The organism is Pantoea septica (genome assembly GCF_002095575.1).
Taxonomy (GTDB): domain Bacteria; phylum Pseudomonadota; class Gammaproteobacteria; order Enterobacterales; family Enterobacteriaceae; genus Pantoea; species Pantoea septica.
In genome coordinates this window covers 14,012-31,594 of sequence record NZ_MLJJ01000028.1, presented here as the reverse complement: position 1 = coordinate 31,594, position 17,583 = coordinate 14,012, and the positions used below count along the sequence as shown (strand labels likewise).

Below are 17,583 nucleotides of genomic sequence, written 5' to 3'. Positions count from 1 at the left end.
TTTATTGGGGCGTTTTCTTATCTTTTGCGAGGTTGGTTACTTCGGGATTTTAATCAGCCATTCCCTTTCGGAATGAATGAAATAGCCATAGTATTAAAGATTAGCTTACTGGGTGTTCCGACAGGATTTGTGTTTTGGTTTTTTGATATTCGTTAGGACTTTAATTAATTACGGCCATTGCAAATGTGGCGAAGAATCTGGCTAATGAACAGCAGGGCAGACAGGGGGATGTGTGCATACCAAGAAGATTAATATAAATCTGGGAAGCTATTCTGTTAATCCACGAGTACAATGTAAAAAAATTTAGCATATTACGCTGTATTATAAGTGTTGTTTAGTAATCGCATAAAAATAATGGGTTTTTATTATAAAATGGAGGTTTTATGAAGTTTGCAGCAGTAATCGCTTTTTCTTTAATTTTAACCGGTTGTGCAGGTAGGTGGGGGCAAGTACCCTATATACCACCATCAGATAACGATAAAAATATTGCAAAAATAAGGCTGATAGGAAATCCCGTTGGGTTTACCATTTCACAAAATGGTGAGAAAGAGGCTAATGTAGACAATAGTAAAGTTGTGGTATTTAAATCAAGTACTGATATTGGGTTGCCAAAATATCAAAGCTTTCCTGATAGATATAAAGAAACTTATTTTGAGACGAAGTTGCATGCGGGAATTCCAACAAGCATAGGTTATTACTTTGCCAGGTGTGGCATTTCTTATGCTTTCCTTCCACAAGCAAATGAAATATACGAATTCAGGATAAATTTCTCTGATCGTTCTGGTTATTGTATTTTATATGGTTCGCGTATGAAATACGATAAGGTAAACGATGTCTATGTCGAAGAACCGGTGGAAAGATTGAAGTGATTTTTATAACTCCCAGGAAAGTATTGGCATGTTTCATTTTTTTTGATGTTAACTGCTTGTGCTGGGGATATTGATCGGACAAAAGAAGGGGCAGTGTCAAGTTTTTCAGAAAAGCAAATCAAAAAAAGATTGTGGTTGGGCAATCTACAAAAAGAGATGTCTTAATATTAATTGGCCGACCAACTACACCTCTGGACTATAATGAAGGTGATAACTGGGTTTATTTTTCTGATATAAAAGACAGGAGGGTTTATTTTCTCTTTCCTGTTTTTTTAGATGAGAAAGTTGTGCTTGGTTTAAAGTTTAATAGCAATAATATTGTTGAGAAAGTTTATTATAGCAGAAAATAAGCTTTTCTAATGTTAGGTAAAATAGTCTTATCCAGAAACTTCAGCCTGGAAATGACTACTCACATGCTTCATCTTAAAGAGTGTGGCGTTAAGGCTAACAAAGGAGGTGTCTCGGGAGTGTGGAGCAGGCGACGCAGTCCGTCAATATCGCGCAGCTGGCGGCGGTATAGGGCCTGACGTGCGGCGTTCTGGCGCAGGCGGCGGCGCCTTACCTGGCGGAGGTCATCCACGACATAACCACCACGAAGGATGCGAACGGCAAAGAGGTGGTGAACGTCGAGGCGAACCTGATGGCCCACGCAGTGGTGGGCGCGGTAACGGCTTACGCGGCGGGCAACAGTGCGCTGGCGGGCGCCTCGGGCGCGGCGATGGGCGAGTATATTGCGCAGCAGATGTATCCGGGCGTGGACCGCAAGGACCTGACGGAAGAGCAGCGCCAGACGATAAGCGCGCTGGGTACGCTGGCGGCCGGGCTGGCGGGCGGCGTGACGGGCGAAGGCGCGTCGAAGAAGAGTGGGCGAAGTACAACGCGATGCTGACGGCGATGGACTGCTGTAAAGCCGCTCAGAAGCATTACTGAACCGACAGCGCCCTACCACCAGAGCTTTTCGGATGAACCAACCTAACTATCACTTACACTCTTTAAATCCTGCGGTTCTGTTTCTCTAACAGTAATCCTCAGCGTCTTCTCCGTTATCACATTACTATTATCAGGCAGGTCTTTATTAATAAATGACATAGCCCCAATCACCACGTTATCTCCAATAATAATCTGGTCAGCGATAATGCAGCTATTAGCACCAATGCTAACGTTATTGCCTATTCTGATTGAAATCGGCAGTTTAGAAGGATTACTGCCTGTTATTCCAATCGTGGTGTTCTGCCTGATACGAAACGAATGCCCAATCACGGCAGAGCCGTTAATGACGATCCCTTGATGATGCGAAATTACAAGGCCGGGCATTATCCTCGCGCCGAGTTCAATCTCTGTTCCGTATTTTAAAGTCAGCTTCCGGTTGATTCGCAGCGCGGCCTGCTTCAAGAAGCCTGTTTTGTTCTGATACCAGTAGGAGGCGATTCGCCACCAGAAATAGTAGCGTCGCCTGGGGCATTTGATGGCTTTGTGAATGACTCTTGGCCAGGAGAACGACTTAGCGTTCATCATCACTTCTTTCTGCAAACATTCCTTTAGTAGCAGAAGGCTTTTGTCCGTTTGAGCTTTCATCAGCATACCATTGTGAAGTCTTATTTTTTGTTAAAAGGGTAAGGATTTTGAGCATTATACGTTAGCTGCTTGTCTGAAGACGACATTTAACGAGGTGTTGATTGTCATTGTGGAAGCGCTATGGATAAGGACTTGAGTTCACTCCCTGAGGGGACTGTTTCAATCTGAATGGTGATGAAAAACGCACCTGCGAGGTGATTAGAAGTAAAACCTGGGGCAGAGAAATAGCTATGCATGAAGAGCTACAGACACAAAAAAGCCCGCAGGGCTTGCGCCGCGCGGGCTTCCAGGACTTCTACAGATGACTCTGGTAATCATCTTTAAAGAATTTTGGCTGGCGGGAATTGAACTCATCAGGTAGTGGACTAATTCATAATATAAAGCAATTTAACTTTCCAGGTTATCACTACCAGCTGTCCATACTTCACTGTTTACCGGGTAAAACTGCGTTTTTTCGCTATGTGGGATCGTGCTGGAAAAGTTCGGGGGCTACGTTTTGCTACGTGTTTTTGCACATCGTAATCGGATGCCGTCCGAAAATTGGCAAGATAGAAACTCACCTTCCCCGGTATTGCACGGATTGTACATTTTGCTACGTGCTCCTTGCACCTCAACAACTCTCAACATTTTGGCATGGCAAAACACGCGTATGCGCGAGTCCGCCTGGAAGTGGGTTAACATCAGGTCCAAAATTATAGGTGTGTAATTTTACTGAAAGGAGTTGAGGCAGGCGGTAAGGCGTTGCCGCTTTTCTCTCCGTCGAGATAGCCTCGACGGAATTTTTCTACATTACGGGCAGGGTGGGGGCAACTACGCAAGAAAAACGAGTTTTATTCAGAGCTTAACCCTTACGATATCTCCGTTTTCCTTCAAACGATAAATTCCCCCAATGACAATAAACGATACCCCCATGTTTCTGCTGTGATTTGCTGAAAAAACTCTATTTTTATCAATGCAATTTTTCGGTGGCGGCATATCCTCAAAGCATAACCTATCATAGCCATCAGTTTCTTTGTAACCATCACCGAATAGCCAGAAAATCACAGTAAAATTACCGTCTTTTTTAGGTTGCGGGATATTATATTTTTCCTTCAACATGTCCTTGTTTTTCAGCCACCAGCTTGTTTTTTTTCTATCAGTGAGCGGGAAGTTTTTTACCAGGACATCACTATAATTGCCATCTTGATGTACTGCAATAATTTCTACTGGACGCAACGATAACCAAAGACAATAACCGAAAATCACCACGGCAACCAATAACAGGGCATAAAGCGTTTTCTTAATTTTTGCTATCATTACGGCTCCCGGTAATTTCTATAGTGGCTTCCATATTGGTCATAAAGGGCTTAAAACCAAACTAGCCTCTGGCATACCTGGCTACTTATGCATGGTTGGTGCAAGCCGGGCAGGGGTATGATTTTATTGCATTCACTACGCGAGGGGTGCAAGTTTATTCATCTTTAATTTTTACCATTTCACCATTTTCCTTTGTACGATAGAATCCATCATGAACGCCAAAAAATATATGTTTACTCCTGTCATTCCATACAGTGAAAACCTTATCTTTCTCTATGCAATTTATCGGCGGCTTCATATCGTTAAAACATAAATTGTCATAGCCATCGGTTTCTTTATAACCCTCGCCAAAATTCCAGAAAATGACTTCGAAAAAGCCATCATTATCTGGAGCGGGAACGTCATATTCTTTTATAAGCATATCCTTATTTTTCAGCCACCAGTTGATTTTCCCCTTGTCCGTAATCGGAAAGTTTTTTACTAAAATTGAGCTATAGTTACCGTCTTTATGAACGGCAACAATTTCTACCGTTCGCAGCGACAGCCAGAGTACACATGCTAGCAGCAAGCTAACGGGGAACGATAGCGCAAGTAGAATTTTTTTGAGGTTAGCTTTCATTGCGTCCCCCGGTGATTTCAATTGTGGCTTCAATATTTGTCATGAACGGCTTAAAACCAAACTGGTCATATCGCTGTAACACAAATCAGATACGAAAAAAGCGGAACTGGTTGAACTTGAGTTTTGAAACATCGTCAACATCAAGGCCAAAGTGATCCTGGATTTTGTAATGCACCACCGCCCGGTAACGCTCATTATCAACCTGTAGCGATTTTATGGTGATATGCGTTGCCCAGGTGTCGTGTACAGTAATTCCCATGTCGTTATAATTATCCTGAAATCTGTCGGATTTGGGGAGTTTTCCGAATGCTATTGCTTTGCGTAGTTCATCTTTATTTTTGGTGGGATAATTTTTATTATCCCAGTAAATGAACGTATTAAATGCTTTCTCTAACCGCAATCGCGTACTGTTCTCTGTCGAATTATCTCTGAGAATTTGCTCCTTCAAAGCACTGTTCAGGTGCATACTAGTGAACGGTTTGCCATTATCGTACTGCATATGGGTGATCATCTTTTCGATCAGGTATTTGTATGGGCCATAAATCGAGAACAGGCGCGATAAATCGCGGAATTCATCAAACAAGATACTGGCGCATTGCTGTCGGGTAATCTTTTCCCCTTCTCCATGGGAGCCATGAAACATTGACTGTGGCTGAGTGAATGGCGTAATTTTCGTCAGAGTATAAGGGTTGGTCCTGGTAGAGACATCCAGCAAATGAAAATGCGTTTTTAACTGTGATTCTGATAAATCCCCACAGCGCATATCTTTAGCGCTGTAGTCGTCCATACGATTTTGGGTAGTAAATATGGTACAGGGAAACTGTAGTGCGGCCATCGTGACACATTCCTTGTGCTATCGTCCGTTGCGGTCTTCGCAGGGAATAATACGTGCTAGTGGGTTGAAGTGTAAACCTTGTCCAGCGCTTGCCCGTAATATTTTGCGGATTTAACTGATTATGGGTGTGGGCTGGTGGCGGGTTAATGGTCGATGGTTTGTCCATTGCTCAAACTTGAACGATGAATTTCTACCGCACAGGAAAGGAAATTATCTTTAATCCGGTAGTGATCCGTATTCCCCCAATGGGGCTGATGAATCCCCAGAAATGTGCGGGTGAAAAAAGACAGGCATAGAATTTCGTGATCTACTAATTGTGCAACAAACTCAATGAGATCGCCTCTGTGCCTGCCTTTTAAGTATGCCAGAAGTTTTTCCACCATTCTCTGATACAGTTCCACACATACCGTCAAAATGCATTGCTTGATGCCACTACTGGGGCATCTCTTTCATTGACGAGCAACGGACGATTTATGCCGGGTGGCACTCAGGTCAAAAATAAAATCAAAAGGGCAGACCGTCTGCTGGGTAACCAGGCGCTAAAGGTGTAGATATCAGTTGTCGAAGCAGACCTGGTTGTCTTGTTCGTAGGATGAACCGAAATACGCGCAGCTCTCAAGCTGGATAAGTTTGATTGAACCATTGCGAAATAACAGAAAGTTGCCCGTGATTTTCTTTTGTCAGAAGGTTCTTCTTTAGCTTCCTGCTCTTAGCCTCAATGATAAATCCTGCTTTCTGAGGAAGCACCCGAGGTATATCAGGCCATTGCCCTCTGTCGTCAAATCGTTCGGCGGTATACCCAGGCTTTTGTGCAAGATCCACCAACGCCTGCTCAAACTGATTTGCTGTGAAATTTGGATGTCACTGTGCGATCACATTCTCAAAACGGTTGACTAAACCTCGACGAGTTCAGTAACCGAATATCCGAGGTGCGTATTGTGGTTCCATCAGGACTACGGGTGGCGTGTGAAGCGGAGTGAAAAATATGATCGATTAAACCGATCGATTGATAAAAATTGATCTGCAAAATAAATTATCCGGCCCGGCAGAGTCTGTGAGCAACCCCTAAATATAATTCAACTTATTGTTTATTAATTTATTTCCTGTCTTCTGGCAGGCGTCCTTCTTTGTCCTGCGAGCACAGCACCGGAGTGCAACAGCAGCCCAAGACACCCGACTTCAATCAGGTTTTCTATCTGAGCATGGCACCGGAATCGGGCTGGTTCATCCGGCGCGCTCGCCAAAGCGTAAAAGAGAATGCCCTCATGATGGGCGCTCTTTTCTTTCAGGCGGTATACATGCCAGGCATGACGCTCAACGACGCCATCTGAGATATTGATGGCGGCGTAATGTCAGGCGTTCGCTTGCCACTTTTCCAGTGTTGCCCCCGCCCGACGTGCCGTAACGGGCAAGATATCGGCATCGGCGACGTAGCCATCCGGATCGAGGCAGCGGTTATGCGCTTTTGCCTGCAGCAGAACCTCCTCATCCCAGTAAAGACGTTTACGGCCGTCGCCTCGGGTGGTGAGGATAAATTCGGTGTTACCACCCACCGCACGGTAGCGTCGCCAGCTCTCTGCCGGAATGGATATCACCGAACGTTCAGGGGCGATGATGCTGACCTCTTCACCCGCCTCGTTCCATGTGACTTCCAGCTGTCCCTTAAAGACCATAATCACCTGAATATCGGGGCATAAATGTCGCCCTACGATGCAACCGTCAGCGAGCCGCAGCCACTCGACGGAAAAACCGTGTGGATCGGTAATAGCCGGAGAAGCGTCTCTGTCCTGTGAAATGCCAAAACCGATGACCGGCGCGATCTCGCCGCCGTGTCCCGGCAGCACCGAGTCCAGCAGCCCCCGTGATGACCAGCAACGCTCATCGCCGGTCACCGCGCGCCTGCGCATCTCTTCAACGCTGTAATCACGTAGCCCGGCCATGTACTCCTCTGACAGCGGCGTCAGCAGCGTTGAAGGGTCAGGTGGCGGGTCGCCTGCCTCCTGCGTAATCAGCATGTTATCTTTGCTCAAATACATTCCGTACTCGCCTGCCGCCGCCAGCACCGACGGGTGCCAGATGATTCCACCCGTGTTGTCGCCCCCTAAAACGGTGAACACCATGCCGCTGGTATCCTCTTTACTCACGTTGGTGAATCCCCGGAATATCCAGGTCGGAATGGAGAGGATTGCGGGGGCGCTGAATTCTGCCTCATGTTCGCCTTGCGCACCCCAGCGAAAACGCCATGTGCCTTCGTAGATCAGAAACACCTCCGCCGTGAAGTGAAGATGCAGGTTATTAGTTACCCCTTTTGGCATCGCCGCTGCGCCAATGTTGAAACCGTGCGGCTCGGGGATATTTACGATCTGCTCCGTGGACTGTGTAACGCCGGGGCCGATGAACGAATAGTTTTGCTTCAGATTTGAGCCCGGTAGCCTACAGTCAATAAAGGCAAGATTGCAGGAGACCATATCGTCAGGGGCGATTAACCGGCTTCTGGCCTGGCTTTTAGTAAGATGGATGGTTTTCATGTGTTCTCCTTTTAATAACCGGATGCGCCGGTTGCGGGGATGGCGTTGCCGCGCGCGAGGGCGATGGCTTCACGCGAGGCGCGACCCAACTGCATTACATCGTTTGCCGGCGTGACAAAATGGAACCCCTGGGCAATACGCTCTGCGGCCGCCGCCCCGGATGTACAGAAAATTCCGGCCATCTTTTGATGCTGGTGACAGCGTTCAATCACCTTATGTATGGCAGCAAGCATCTCCGGGTGTTGGGATTCCGCGCTGGCACTGCCCGTCAGCGTTAGTGAGAGATCGTTGGGACCAATAAACACGCCGTCCAGCCCGTCGGTATTGAGAATAGCGTCAAGATTCGCCAAACCTTCCCGGGTTTCGATCATTGCCAGCGTCAGGATTTCGTCGTTGGCGTACTGCGGGTAGTCGTTGCCGCCGTAGAGCAGCCCGCGTGCCGGGCCAAAAGATCGCACACCCAGCGGTGGATAGCGGCAGGCGGCGACAAAGCGGCGAGCCTGCTCTGCGCTGGAGATCATCGGGCAGATCGCACCGTATGCTCCGGCATCCAGGACGCGCATGATTTGCGCCGGGTTGTTATCGGCCACGCGGACCAGCGGGACGACTGGCGTGGCCGAAAGCGCCTGAAGCATCGTTAGCGCGCTGGCGAAATCAATCATGCCGTGCTGGAGATCGACGGTCACGGCGTCGTAGCCCTGATGGCCAATAATTTCCGCGCTGTAGCTGGATGGGATCGCCAGCCAGCCGTTAATGATGGGTGTGTTTTCCCGAAACGCGGTCTTTAGTCTGTTTTTGCGCACTGTATGCACTCCGTAATCCACTGGCGCAGCGGCGGTGCGACGTCATCCGGCGCTTCCAGCGGAACGAAATGCCCGCTGGCCTCCACCGTATGCCATGCCGCATTCCCGGCGCTGGCAGCCAGTAAGTGGTGATGATGGGGCGTGCAGATAAGGTCCTGCGCGCCGTTCAGGATCGCTATCGGGCAGGTGAGGGCGGCGAGCGCCGGCCGGTTGTCCTGCCGGTGAATGGCGATTTCCGTTTGCTGCGCGAAGGTTGCGATGCCGCACGCCTGCGCCATCCGGCAGATGACCTCCTGCAGAGTGCGATCGTTCAGGCGTGCTGGCGCCACGTAGCGCGGCCACAGAGTCGACATCAGCCAATCGGTAATGCCTTGCGCCTGAGCGGTGCGTACCGCTTCCCGGCGCGTCGCGGCATTTTCCGGCGGATCGGCAAGGGGATTGGCAGAAAGGAGCGCCAGGCCGTCGATCCTTTCCGGCGCGTCGGCGGCCATTTGTAGCGCGACAATGGCGCCGAGTGAAAACCCGGCCAGCAAAAAGCGTGGCGGCAGCACGTTCAGCAGCCGCTGCGACGCCTGATGCGCGGATCCCGCCCCCGCTAACGTGACGCACACTGTCGCCGTAACGTTTAGCCGCGCGATCACGGGCTGCCAGAGCCGGGCGTTACACAGCGTACCGCCGAGCAGCACCAGCGGCAGATCGGTGTTATCCAGCAAAGCATGTTTCATCGTGAGCCTCACGTTGCCGTCCAGCCGCCGTCTACCATCAGTGCGCTGCCGGTGATCATCCCTGCGGCCTCGGAGGCAAGGAACACCACCGGCCCCATAATGTCCTCAAGCCTGCCCAGGCGGGGCAGCTTGATGTTATCCAGCACGTAGCCGCGGAATTCGGGATCTTCAAGCGACGAGCGCGACAGATCGGTTTCGATGAAGGTCGGACATAGTGTGTTAACGCGGATCCCTGCATCGCCCAGCTCCAGCGCCATTGTTCGGGTTAACCCCTCCAGCGCAAACTTGGAGGCGCAGTACACGCTCCGGGCAGGGCCGCCTACGTGCCCCATCTGCGATGAAATATGAATTATCGACCCCGCAATACCGCCTACCCGCATGCGCCGCGCCACGCGCTGGCTGACAAAGAAGATAGCGCGCAGATTAAGCGCCATCACCGCATCGAAATCTTCCTCATTTACCTCCAGAAACGGCTGGTGGCGGGCCAGTCCGGCGCTGTTCACCAGAATGTCGATATCCGGCAGGGTCGCAAGGATGCGCTCTGTCTGGTCGGCGTCGGTAATATCCAGCGTCACCGGGTGGAGTGACAGCTGATGCTCTGCGGCCAGATTAGCGGCATGCGTCAGCGCCTGACGATCCCGGGCGGCAATCCATACCTCTGCGCCCGCCTCGGCGAGGGCAACCGCAGCGGCGAAGCCAATACCTCTGGACCCGCCGGTAACCAGTGCGCGCTTGCCGTGTAAAGAGAAAGAAGGCGTTTGCACAAGCGTCATGAGTTACACCTTTTCCCTGACCGGGGCTGGCGTGGCGTAGGGAACATTCGTCTGGCCGTAACGACGTACGCGAATATTGGCCTGCTCAGCGTGTCCGGCGAACCCTTCCAGCAGCGACAGGCGGGAGCAGTAGCTGCCGATTTCTGCGGTGGCTTCGTCGCTGAGGACCTTTTGGAAGGTGCAGGTTTTCATAAATTTGCCAACCCACAGGCCGCCGGTGTAGCGCGCGGCTTTTTGCGTAGGCAGCGTGTGGTTGGTTCCTATGACCTTATCGCCATAGGCAACGTTGGTGCGCGGACCAAGGAACAGCGCACCGTAGTTAGTCAGGTTCGCCAGGAACCAGTCGTCTCGGTCTGTCATCACCTGCACGTGCTCGGAAGCAATGCGATCCGCTTCCAGCAGCATCTCGTCGTAGCTGTCGCACACGATGATTTCACCGTAGTCCTGCCACGACTGGCGAGCGATTTCGGCGGTCGGGAGTTTTTCCAGCAGGCGCTCGATTTCGCGCAGCGTCTCTTTCGCAAGCATCAGCGAATTGGTCAGCAGAATCGCGGGGGTGGTTATTCCGTGTTCGGCCTGGCCCAGCAGATCCGTGGCGCATATTTCCGCATCAATGGTGTCATCCGCAATCACCAGCGTTTCCGTCGGCCCGGCGAACAGGTCGATACCCACCCGTCCAAACAGCTGGCGTTTGGCTTCCGCGACGAAGGCATTACCCGGCCCTACCAGCATATCCACCGGCGCAAGCGAGTCGGTACCTAACGCCATCGCCCCAATTGCCTGAATGCCGCCCAGGGCATAGATTTCTGTTGCCCCCGCCATTTTTTGCGCCGCGACAATCGCCGGTGCAGGTTCGCCGTTAAACGGTGGCGCACAGCTGATTATTCGTGAACAGCCCGCCACACTGGCCGTGATGATCGACATATGCGCTGAAGCCAGCAGCGGGTATTTCCCGCCAGGCACATAACACCCTACGGCGTTAATCGGGATATTTTTATGACCGAGGATTACGCCCGGACGCGTCTCAATTTCCAGATCCCGCAGGCACGCTTTCTGTGCCCGGGCAAAATTGGCCACCTGCTGTTGGGCAAATTCAATATCCTGAATATCCTGTCGACTTAGCTGTTTAATACAGCGATCGATTTCTGCGGGCGTCAGGCGATAATCCTGCCGGTCATAGCGATCGAACTTAATGGATAATTCACGTATGGCTTTATTCCCACGCTTTTCAATATCGGCGAGTATGTGCTCAACCGTTTCTCTTATTTGCTGGTTGGCCTGCTGGCGCTCTTCGTTGGATTTACCGCTTTTTAATTTCCAGGACACACGCTTCTCCTTACCTTTTTAAGATGTCAGTTGTCCTCCGGGCGAACCGGGACAGGGTATTTAATACAGATGTGCTATTGATCCGGCGCGGCGGCGTAAGCCCCGTTTTTTAATACGCGAGAGGATTTTTGCGCCTTGCGGGCATATATCCATCGAGCGGACAGCGGCGTAGCAATGGCGGCAATAACGGACAGGGCGGCAATTAATAGATAACCGGACGACAGGTTAATGTGTTGCATCATGACGCCCATCATTACAGGGCCGACAAACATGCCGCAGGAATAAATGGTCTGGAATAATCCCATCCGCGTGGATTGTTCGTCCGAGGTGGTATTCACCACGCTAAGCGACATAAACGCGGCAAAGGCCATCCCGAATGAGAATCCAGCCAGCGCCTGCCACAGATAAATGACATAGATGTTGCTGGTGAAGGGAATGCCGAAGGTAGAGATTACCTGAAGGACGATACCGAGCACCGCCGTTTTTACCAGCCCAAGGCGCTGGTAAAACACCGAGCTGCACAGGGCGATGGCCAGCCCGTAAAACAGAAGATGAATGTTACCGAGTAGGGCGAGGATGCCTGCCCGGGCGCCAAGCTGCTCGGCGTAGACCGGCGTCAGCGTATCGCGGGTGGCAAAGGGCACCAGAATCACGATGGTCGCCAGAATACCGGCCAGCCAGATAGAGCGGTCAGCCAGCTGCTGGCGGGCACCAGTTATGCATGCCTTCAGCGTGGGTGCCTGCACCGGGTCGTGAACGTCCTGAATGCGGGTGGTAAGGATAAGCGCAATCAGCGCCGAGATACAGGAGACGAAAAATGAAATGTTGTTGGCGAAATAGTGAAACAGCACCGCGCCAATGCAGTTGCCGAGAAACACGCCGATGGGGCCGGCCAGCGCCAGCAGCGCGACGGCGGCAGGGGCTTCGCTGCGATCGAAATAACGCATGAACAGAATATTGTACAGCACCCAAGACGCCGCCGTGACGCCGTCGGCCGCTTTTGCCATATACAGCGTGATGGCGTTTGGCTCGAGCCAGGCAATCGGCCAGGCGATAATCGGCAGCAGCAGGCCAATCTGGATAAAGATCCTGCGGCTTTTCACCACGTCGGAAATAATGCCTAGCGGGAAACGGATGAGGAGGGTGGCCAGCCCGGACGCGCCCATGATGATGCCCATGATTTGCGGCTCGATGCCCTGGTTGATCATCATCGGCGCCAGAAAGGCATCAATACTGTGGATGCAGATAAAGAACAGGATGCTGATGATGAAAAAGAGCCGGGCTTCCCGACGGCGTAACAGTGCTCGAAACATGGTTTTGAACCTCTTAAAAAGTAATGGGTTATAACCAGCCAGGTACGACGTTTACCGGTTCAATCCATTGGGCGGCTCCTGTTCTCTCCGGTACCATTGACGGTATGAAACTCTTTGCATACGTATTCAATAATTGAAGTTACGAAAAGGTTTCTTGTTTGTAAAGTGATCTCGATCTTGTTGTGAGGATTTTAATTTTTTGTATTGCATACGCATGCAAAAGTGGTGTAAGTATAAAAAACACCCACTGGCTGAGATGTCCGGAGCAGGGCATAAGTGAGTAAGACGTTGATAAGGAATCAGGGGTAAATGAAACGTAAGACATTTGCAGCAGTCACATCCCAACAGGTTGCGCAGCTGGCGGGAGTATCGCAATCGGCGGTGTCGCGAACGTTCACGCCGGGGGCCAGCATTTCACCGACGACGCGTGAAAAAGTGCTGCAGGCGGCGCGCGAGCTGGGCTATCGCCCAAATGCGATAGCCCGATCGCTCAACACGGCACGCTCGCGCATTATCGGCGTGGTGATTTCTTACTTTGATAATCCCTTTTACTCTCAGGCGCTGGAGGCGCTGGCGCAGAAACTGGATACGCTGAACTATCACCTACTGCTGTTTGTCGGCGATCGCGAAGGCAACGTCGACCGTATTTTTGACCAGATCATGCAGTACCGGGTTGACGGCATTGTGCTGGCATCCGTCACGTTGTCGCTGGAGTTGTCCGAAGAGTGCCTTGCAGCCGGGATCCCGGTGGTGCTCTTTAACCGCAGCGAGGAGAGCGGAATAGCCTCCAGCGTCAACAGTAACAACGAAGCGGCGGCACGTCAGATAGCTGAATTTTTGCTGGCGGGGGAGCATAAGCGTTTTGCCTACGTGGGCGGCGTGGCCGATTCCCCGGTCAATATTGCCCGCCAACGCGGGTTTATCTCCACGCTGGAAGAACACGGCATCAACGAAGTGCAGGTGGTATACGGCAATTATGATGCTCAGCAAACGACCCGCGCGGCCTATGCCCTGTTTTCAGCGTCGCCAGCGCCGGATGCCGTCTTCGTTGTCAACGATCATATGGCCGTGACGGTGATGGACGTGGCGCGCTATGAGTTTGGTTTGCGCATTCCTGAGGAGCTCTCCGTTGTCGGCTACGATGATATCGGCGCTTCGGGCTGGCCTTCTTACGCGTTGACGTCCGCATCGCAGCCGGTGGGGGCGATGGTAGATGCCACGGTTGAGCTGCTCATGAAGCAAATTGAAAGCGGAACCATTGAGCCTGAACAGATTACGATACCCGGCACGCTGGTTATACGCCACTCAGCTCGCCGCCCACGTAGTGGCGTTATCGACAATGGCCTATCGCTATTTCAGTCTAAGGAGCTCAAATGACCCGATTGCGGGGCTTCAGCCCTCAGTTCGACTCCATTCAGCAATTCATTTTGACGCTGACGCACGTGGTGTGGGAGCAGAAAGATATTGGTCAGCTGGCCGATTTTTACGCCACGCCGGTTGTTTTCATTACCCCGGAGAAACAGCTGCATGAACTTTCCCAGTTTATGCGCCTCACGCTCGAGGCCATGCACAGCTTCCCGCAGCGTTCAGTGCTGACGGAGGATATTCTGTGTAGCAAGAATTCGGGAGACGAATACTATGCGGCGCAGCGTACCGTTGCCCGCATTCAGCATCAGGGAGAGGGCTTTTTCGGGCCGCCGACCGGGAAAAACGTCTGGGTACGCACATGGGCAGACCGTATCTGCGTCGACGGAGCCGTGCGCCAGGAGTGGCTGCTGCAGGACCGCGCCGCCATTGTGGCGCAGCTGGGGCTGGATATCCGTGACTTTGCCTTTAACCTGGCGACGATGCGCCAGCAGCTTGGTCTGGAGTCTGTTTCTGCCGAGATGCTGGATGCCTGCTGGGCGGGCGGGCCTGAAGGTGATGACGTGGAGGGGGCGTTGGCCGGTGTTGTTGAGCGCTACCTGATGATGTGGGCGGGCGGTAACTACGGCGTAGTGCCCGGTTTATATCATCCGGCGGCGACACTTTTCGCGCCGGGTCACTGCCTCTGTACCGGTGAACAGGAAATCGGCGCACAGCTTTCCGGCTACCGCGCCTCCTTTGCCGACAGCGAAACGCAGCTTCATCATCTGATTGTGCGTAAGGATCCCAATGAGCCGATTCGACTATCCCTGCGGTGGTCGTTGTTAACCTGGCATGACGGCTACGGCAAGTTTGGCGCGCCAACGCGTAAACCCGTTTCTATCACCGGTATCAGCCAGCTTGAATTACGTGACGGTTTAATTTTTCGTGAATATCTGGGAATAGATGAATTAGCGATTTGGTCGCAAATATTTAATTAACGGGGCGACAGCCCCTTAATGCTGGCTTCAAATAATATTCGCATTAAATTCACCCTCACTTACGGGTGCGGGTTCTTATTGTCTGAAAATAGAGCAGGAGTGGAGTTTATATGTCTTCTACAGAAGCAACAAATAAAGCACCAGCCGTACCCGAAAAAGGCAGCGTAAAACCGCTGAAGGATGAGCCCGTATTACAGATTGAGCGCCGTGATTTTGTCGATCTGGTACCGGAGAAACGTCCGCGCGTGCAATCATTAAGAGGCTTTGATGATTGCTATACCGATATTGTCGATTATATCGTTCGCTGTACTCATAAAATATGGGACGAGCGTGACGTCGGCTTAATTTATTCCCATTATACCCATAACTGTGTGCTGTATAACGCGCTGGGAACATTATATAACCGCGAGCAGGTGGTCCAGGATACGCTGCAGCGCTTAATTGCCTTCCCAGAGCGTCGCGGAATGGCAACCCAGGTCATCTGGAACGGGAATGATGTGGATGGTTTTTATACCTCTCACCTGGTAACGGGCAGCGGGCGGCATACCCAGCACAGCCATTTAGGCAAGCCGACAAACCGTACCTTCGTAACCCGCACCGTGGCGGATTGCATGATCCACGAGAATAAAATTTACCGGGAGTGGGTCGTGAGCGACAACATGTCGCTGATGAAACAGCTCGGCCTGAACACCGATCAAATCGCGTTTAATATGGCAAAAGAGCAGTTTGATAAAGGCTTCCGCGTCATGGATATCGGCGAAAACGGCCGCATGCTGGGGCAATATCCGCCGGAGATGGAGTGTGATGTTTCTATTGCTCACACCGATACGGAAGAGCAGTGCCTGCGCTGGCTACACGAGATCTACAACCGCCGGATGTTCGGCAAAATCAAAGAAGTGTATGCGCCGAACGTCCAGTGGCACGGCCCGCTGATGAAAGAGCTGTACGGCACCGCAGCGGTAACGCATCAGACGCTGGCGCTGGTGGGGATGATCCCCGACGGCGCGTGGCTGCCACAGCATATCTGTTCCACCCCGTGTGACGAAGGCGGCATTAAGGTGGCGGTTCGCTGGATTATCGAAGGGCATCACCTGGGCTATGGCGAGCTGGGTAAACCAACTGGGGAGCGGCTGTTCGTGATGGGCATGTCGCACTACCACATCCTTAACGGAAAAATTGTCGATGAGTGGGTGGTTTACGACCATCTTGCGCTGCTGGCACAAATTAAGCTCGGCCAGATGGAGGACGCGTAAATGTTCGAACAGGTGATTTGGATTAAGCGCCCACAGGGGCAGGACGCAGAGGCCGATCGTTCCCTAACGGAGAAGGTCAGCGCCATTATCGAACGCGTGAAAAGCGAAGGCGATGCGGCCCTCAGAGCGTATTCGCAGCAGTTTGATAAGGTCGTGCCGGCGCAGTTTGAAGTAAGCGAACAGGAGATCGCCGAAGCGGTGAAGGGGATGGATGCCCAGACGCGTCGCGACAGCGAGTTCGCCATTAATCAGGTGCGTCGCTTTGCACAGGCGCAGCTGGCTACCCTGCAGCCGCTAGAGGTCGAGACGCTGCCTGGCGTGCATCTGGGGCACCGGATTATCCCGGTGCAGACGGTGGGTTGCTACGTGCCGGGTGGGCGTTATCCAATCCTCTCCGCGCCGGTGATGTCGATCGTTCCGGCGACCGTTGCTGGCTGCGAACAGATTATTGCCTGCCTGCCCCCGGGGGCACATCCGTCGATGATTGCGGTTTGCCATCTGGCGGGGGCGCATCGCATTTTTAAAGTGGGTGGCGCGCAGGCCATCGCGGCCATGGCCTGGGCAACAGAAAGCATTCCCTCGGTGGATAAAATCGTCGGGCCGGGCAATGCCTTCGTTAATGAAGCGAAACGTCAGGCGTTTGGTAAAGTCGGTATTGATGCCCTCGCTGGCCCAAGCGAGATTTTCACCCTCGCCGACGACAGCGCCGATCCGCGTATTCTGGCCGCCGATATGCTGGCTCAGGCAGAACATGACGTGCACACGCGCGTCGGCCTGGCGACGACCAGTCGGGATATCGCCGAGCGTACCCTGGCAGAAGTTGAACGTCAGTTAGCCAGCCTGCCAACGGCGGCTACGGCGGGCGAGGCGTGGCGTCGACAGGGCGAGATCGTGCTCTGTGAAGATGAGGATCAGCTAATTGCTTTTGCTGACTATATGGCGACCGAACACCTGCAGGTACATACCCGCGATCCGCACGCCACGGCGGCGAAGATCCGCAACTATGGCTCGCTGTTTATTGGCCAGAATGCCAGCGTGGTGTTTTCCGACAAGTGCTGCGGCACCAACCATACGCTGCCGACTATGGCGGCAGCCCGCTATACCGGCGGTCTTTGGGTGGGGGCGTACATCAAAATCTGTACCCATCAGTGGATAGATGAGCAGGGCATCCCGGCGATTGCAGAACCGGCGATCCGCCAGAGCCGCACCGAAGGGATGCAGGGGCACCGACGGGCGGCGGAAATTCGTCTGCGCCCGCAGGAGATTGACGCGATTGTCACAGGTATGCGGGATTAAATTTTATGCCGGGCAGCCTCCTGCCCG

The 17,583-nt window shown here is 52.2% G+C and carries 16 protein-coding genes and 4 pseudogenes; 9 read left to right on the top strand and 11 right to left on the bottom strand.

What is annotated here, in order from left to right:
• Positions 1-383: 383 nt before the first annotated feature.
• From HA46_RS20905 to HA46_RS15065, 3 genes and pseudogenes are all read left to right on the top strand, one after another.
• Positions 384-869: a hypothetical protein gene (locus HA46_RS20905; RefSeq protein WP_143807644.1), complete on the top strand. Its 486-nt coding sequence runs from the start codon at positions 384-386 to the stop codon at positions 867-869.
• A gap of 119 nt (positions 870-988) precedes the next feature.
• Positions 989-1,219, top strand: a pseudogene (bamE, locus tag HA46_RS15070) (outer membrane protein assembly factor BamE domain-containing protein); the annotation flags it as partial.
• A 188-nt stretch (positions 1,220-1,407) separates the two neighbouring features.
• Positions 1,408-1,725, top strand: a pseudogene (locus HA46_RS15065) (VENN motif pre-toxin domain-containing protein); the annotation flags it as partial.
• Between the two features lie 116 nt (positions 1,726-1,841).
• Here HA46_RS15065 and HA46_RS15060 read toward each other — a convergent pair.
• The 5 genes and pseudogenes from HA46_RS15060 to HA46_RS20900 all read right to left on the bottom strand — a co-directional run bounded on the left by HA46_RS15060 (position 1,842) and on the right by HA46_RS20900 (position 5,577).
• A complete protein-coding gene (locus tag HA46_RS15060; protein WP_084885183.1) occupies positions 1,842-2,444 on the bottom strand; it encodes a serine acetyltransferase in 603 nt (200 codons plus the stop codon).
• Positions 2,445-3,278: 834 nt separating this feature from the next.
• On the bottom strand, positions 3,279-3,740 hold the full coding sequence (locus tag HA46_RS15055) for a DUF943 family protein (protein ID WP_084885181.1): 462 nt from the start codon (positions 3,738-3,740) through the stop codon (positions 3,279-3,281).
• Positions 3,741-3,894: 154 nt separating this feature from the next.
• The gene (locus HA46_RS15050; protein ID WP_084885179.1) at positions 3,895-4,359 is read right to left on the bottom strand and encodes a DUF943 family protein; all 465 of its coding nucleotides are present in this window, start codon (positions 4,357-4,359) and stop codon (positions 3,895-3,897) included.
• Positions 4,349-5,194: pseudogene (locus HA46_RS15045) on the bottom strand (YPO3983 family protein). Before HA46_RS15045 ends, HA46_RS15050 begins: the two are co-directional and overlap by 11 nt.
• A gap of 143 nt (positions 5,195-5,337) precedes the next feature.
• A complete protein-coding gene (locus HA46_RS20900) occupies positions 5,338-5,577 on the bottom strand; it encodes a hypothetical protein (RefSeq protein WP_143807643.1) in 240 nt (79 codons plus the stop codon).
• 3 nt (positions 5,578-5,580) lie between these two features.
• Here HA46_RS20900 and HA46_RS21355 point away from each other — a divergent pair.
• Positions 5,581-5,736, top strand: a pseudogene (locus tag HA46_RS21355) (IS4 family transposase); the annotation flags it as partial.
• A gap of 585 nt (positions 5,737-6,321) precedes the next feature.
• A complete protein-coding gene (locus tag HA46_RS15035) occupies positions 6,322-6,525 on the top strand; it encodes a hypothetical protein (protein ID WP_084885177.1) in 204 nt (67 codons plus the stop codon).
• Between the two features lie 21 nt (positions 6,526-6,546).
• On the opposite strand, the gene HA46_RS15030 is transcribed toward HA46_RS15035, so the two are convergent.
• From HA46_RS15030 to HA46_RS15005, 6 genes are all read right to left on the bottom strand, one after another.
• Positions 6,547-7,722: a cupin domain-containing protein gene (locus tag HA46_RS15030; protein WP_084885174.1), complete on the bottom strand. Its 1,176-nt coding sequence runs from the start codon at positions 7,720-7,722 to the stop codon at positions 6,547-6,549.
• Positions 7,723-7,733: 11 nt separating this feature from the next.
• A complete protein-coding gene (locus HA46_RS15025) occupies positions 7,734-8,525 on the bottom strand; it encodes an HpcH/HpaI aldolase family protein (RefSeq protein WP_084885172.1) in 792 nt (263 codons plus the stop codon).
• Positions 8,507-9,250, bottom strand: coding sequence for an alpha/beta fold hydrolase (locus HA46_RS15020; RefSeq protein WP_084885170.1), 744 nt, complete (start codon positions 9,248-9,250; stop codon positions 8,507-8,509). Before HA46_RS15020 ends, HA46_RS15025 begins: the two co-directional genes overlap by 19 nt.
• Positions 9,251-9,258: 8 nt before the next feature.
• Entirely contained in the window at positions 9,259-10,023 is a 765-nt protein-coding gene (locus HA46_RS15015) for an SDR family NAD(P)-dependent oxidoreductase (RefSeq protein WP_084885167.1), read from the bottom strand.
• A 3-nt stretch (positions 10,024-10,026) separates the two neighbouring features.
• Complete coding sequence (hisD, locus tag HA46_RS15010) at positions 10,027-11,349, bottom strand: histidinol dehydrogenase (protein ID WP_084885165.1); 1,323 nt, start codon at positions 11,347-11,349, stop codon at positions 10,027-10,029.
• A 74-nt stretch (positions 11,350-11,423) separates the two neighbouring features.
• Positions 11,424-12,662: an MFS transporter gene (locus HA46_RS15005; RefSeq protein WP_084885163.1), complete on the bottom strand. Its 1,239-nt coding sequence runs from the start codon at positions 12,660-12,662 to the stop codon at positions 11,424-11,426.
• A 309-nt stretch (positions 12,663-12,971) separates the two neighbouring features.
• Between HA46_RS15005 and HA46_RS15000 the strand changes: the two genes are divergently transcribed.
• From HA46_RS15000 to hisD (HA46_RS14985), 4 genes are all read left to right on the top strand, one after another.
• Positions 12,972-14,039 carry a LacI family DNA-binding transcriptional regulator gene (locus HA46_RS15000; protein ID WP_084885161.1) on the top strand — a complete coding sequence of 356 codons (1,068 nt, stop codon included), beginning with the start codon at positions 12,972-12,974 and terminating at the stop codon, positions 14,037-14,039.
• Entirely contained in the window at positions 14,036-15,007 is a 972-nt protein-coding gene (locus tag HA46_RS14995; protein WP_084885159.1) for a nuclear transport factor 2 family protein, read from the top strand. The genes HA46_RS15000 and HA46_RS14995 overlap by 4 nt, the downstream gene beginning before the upstream one ends.
• Positions 15,008-15,117: 110 nt before the next feature.
• Positions 15,118-16,260 (top strand): nuclear transport factor 2 family protein, encoded by a 1,143-nt coding sequence (locus HA46_RS14990; protein ID WP_084885157.1) that lies wholly within the window; start codon positions 15,118-15,120, stop codon positions 16,258-16,260.
• A complete protein-coding gene (hisD, locus tag HA46_RS14985) occupies positions 16,261-17,556 on the top strand; it encodes a histidinol dehydrogenase (RefSeq protein ID WP_084885155.1) in 1,296 nt (431 codons plus the stop codon).
• The last annotated feature ends 27 nt before the right edge of the window (positions 17,557-17,583 follow it).

Excerpts from the sequence above, each read along its gene's own strand:
- HA46_RS20905 (WP_143807644.1), top strand. The coding sequence starts at position 384 with ATGAAGTTTGCAGCAGTAATCGCTTTTTCTTTAATTTTAACCGGTTGT.
- HA46_RS15060 (WP_084885183.1), bottom strand. The coding sequence starts at position 2,444 with ATGAAAGCTCAAACGGACAAAAGCCTTCTGCTACTAAAGGAATGTTTG.
- HA46_RS15055 (WP_084885181.1), bottom strand. The coding sequence starts at position 3,740 with ATGATAGCAAAAATTAAGAAAACGCTTTATGCCCTGTTATTGGTTGCC.
- HA46_RS15050 (WP_084885179.1), bottom strand. The coding sequence starts at position 4,359 with ATGAAAGCTAACCTCAAAAAAATTCTACTTGCGCTATCGTTCCCCGTT.
- HA46_RS20900 (WP_143807643.1), bottom strand. The coding sequence starts at position 5,577 with ATGGTGGAAAAACTTCTGGCATACTTAAAAGGCAGGCACAGAGGCGAT.
- HA46_RS15030 (WP_084885174.1), bottom strand. The coding sequence starts at position 7,722 with ATGAAAACCATCCATCTTACTAAAAGCCAGGCCAGAAGCCGGTTAATC.
- HA46_RS15020 (WP_084885170.1), bottom strand. The coding sequence starts at position 9,250 with ATGAAACATGCTTTGCTGGATAACACCGATCTGCCGCTGGTGCTGCTC.
- HA46_RS15015 (WP_084885167.1), bottom strand. The coding sequence starts at position 10,023 with ATGACGCTTGTGCAAACGCCTTCTTTCTCTTTACACGGCAAGCGCGCA.
- HA46_RS15005 (WP_084885163.1), bottom strand. The coding sequence starts at position 12,662 with ATGTTTCGAGCACTGTTACGCCGTCGGGAAGCCCGGCTCTTTTTCATC.
- HA46_RS15000 (WP_084885161.1), top strand. The coding sequence starts at position 12,972 with ATGAAACGTAAGACATTTGCAGCAGTCACATCCCAACAGGTTGCGCAG.
- HA46_RS14995 (WP_084885159.1), top strand. The coding sequence starts at position 14,036 with ATGACCCGATTGCGGGGCTTCAGCCCTCAGTTCGACTCCATTCAGCAA.
- HA46_RS14990 (WP_084885157.1), top strand. The coding sequence starts at position 15,118 with ATGTCTTCTACAGAAGCAACAAATAAAGCACCAGCCGTACCCGAAAAA.
- hisD (WP_084885155.1), top strand. The coding sequence starts at position 16,261 with ATGTTCGAACAGGTGATTTGGATTAAGCGCCCACAGGGGCAGGACGCA.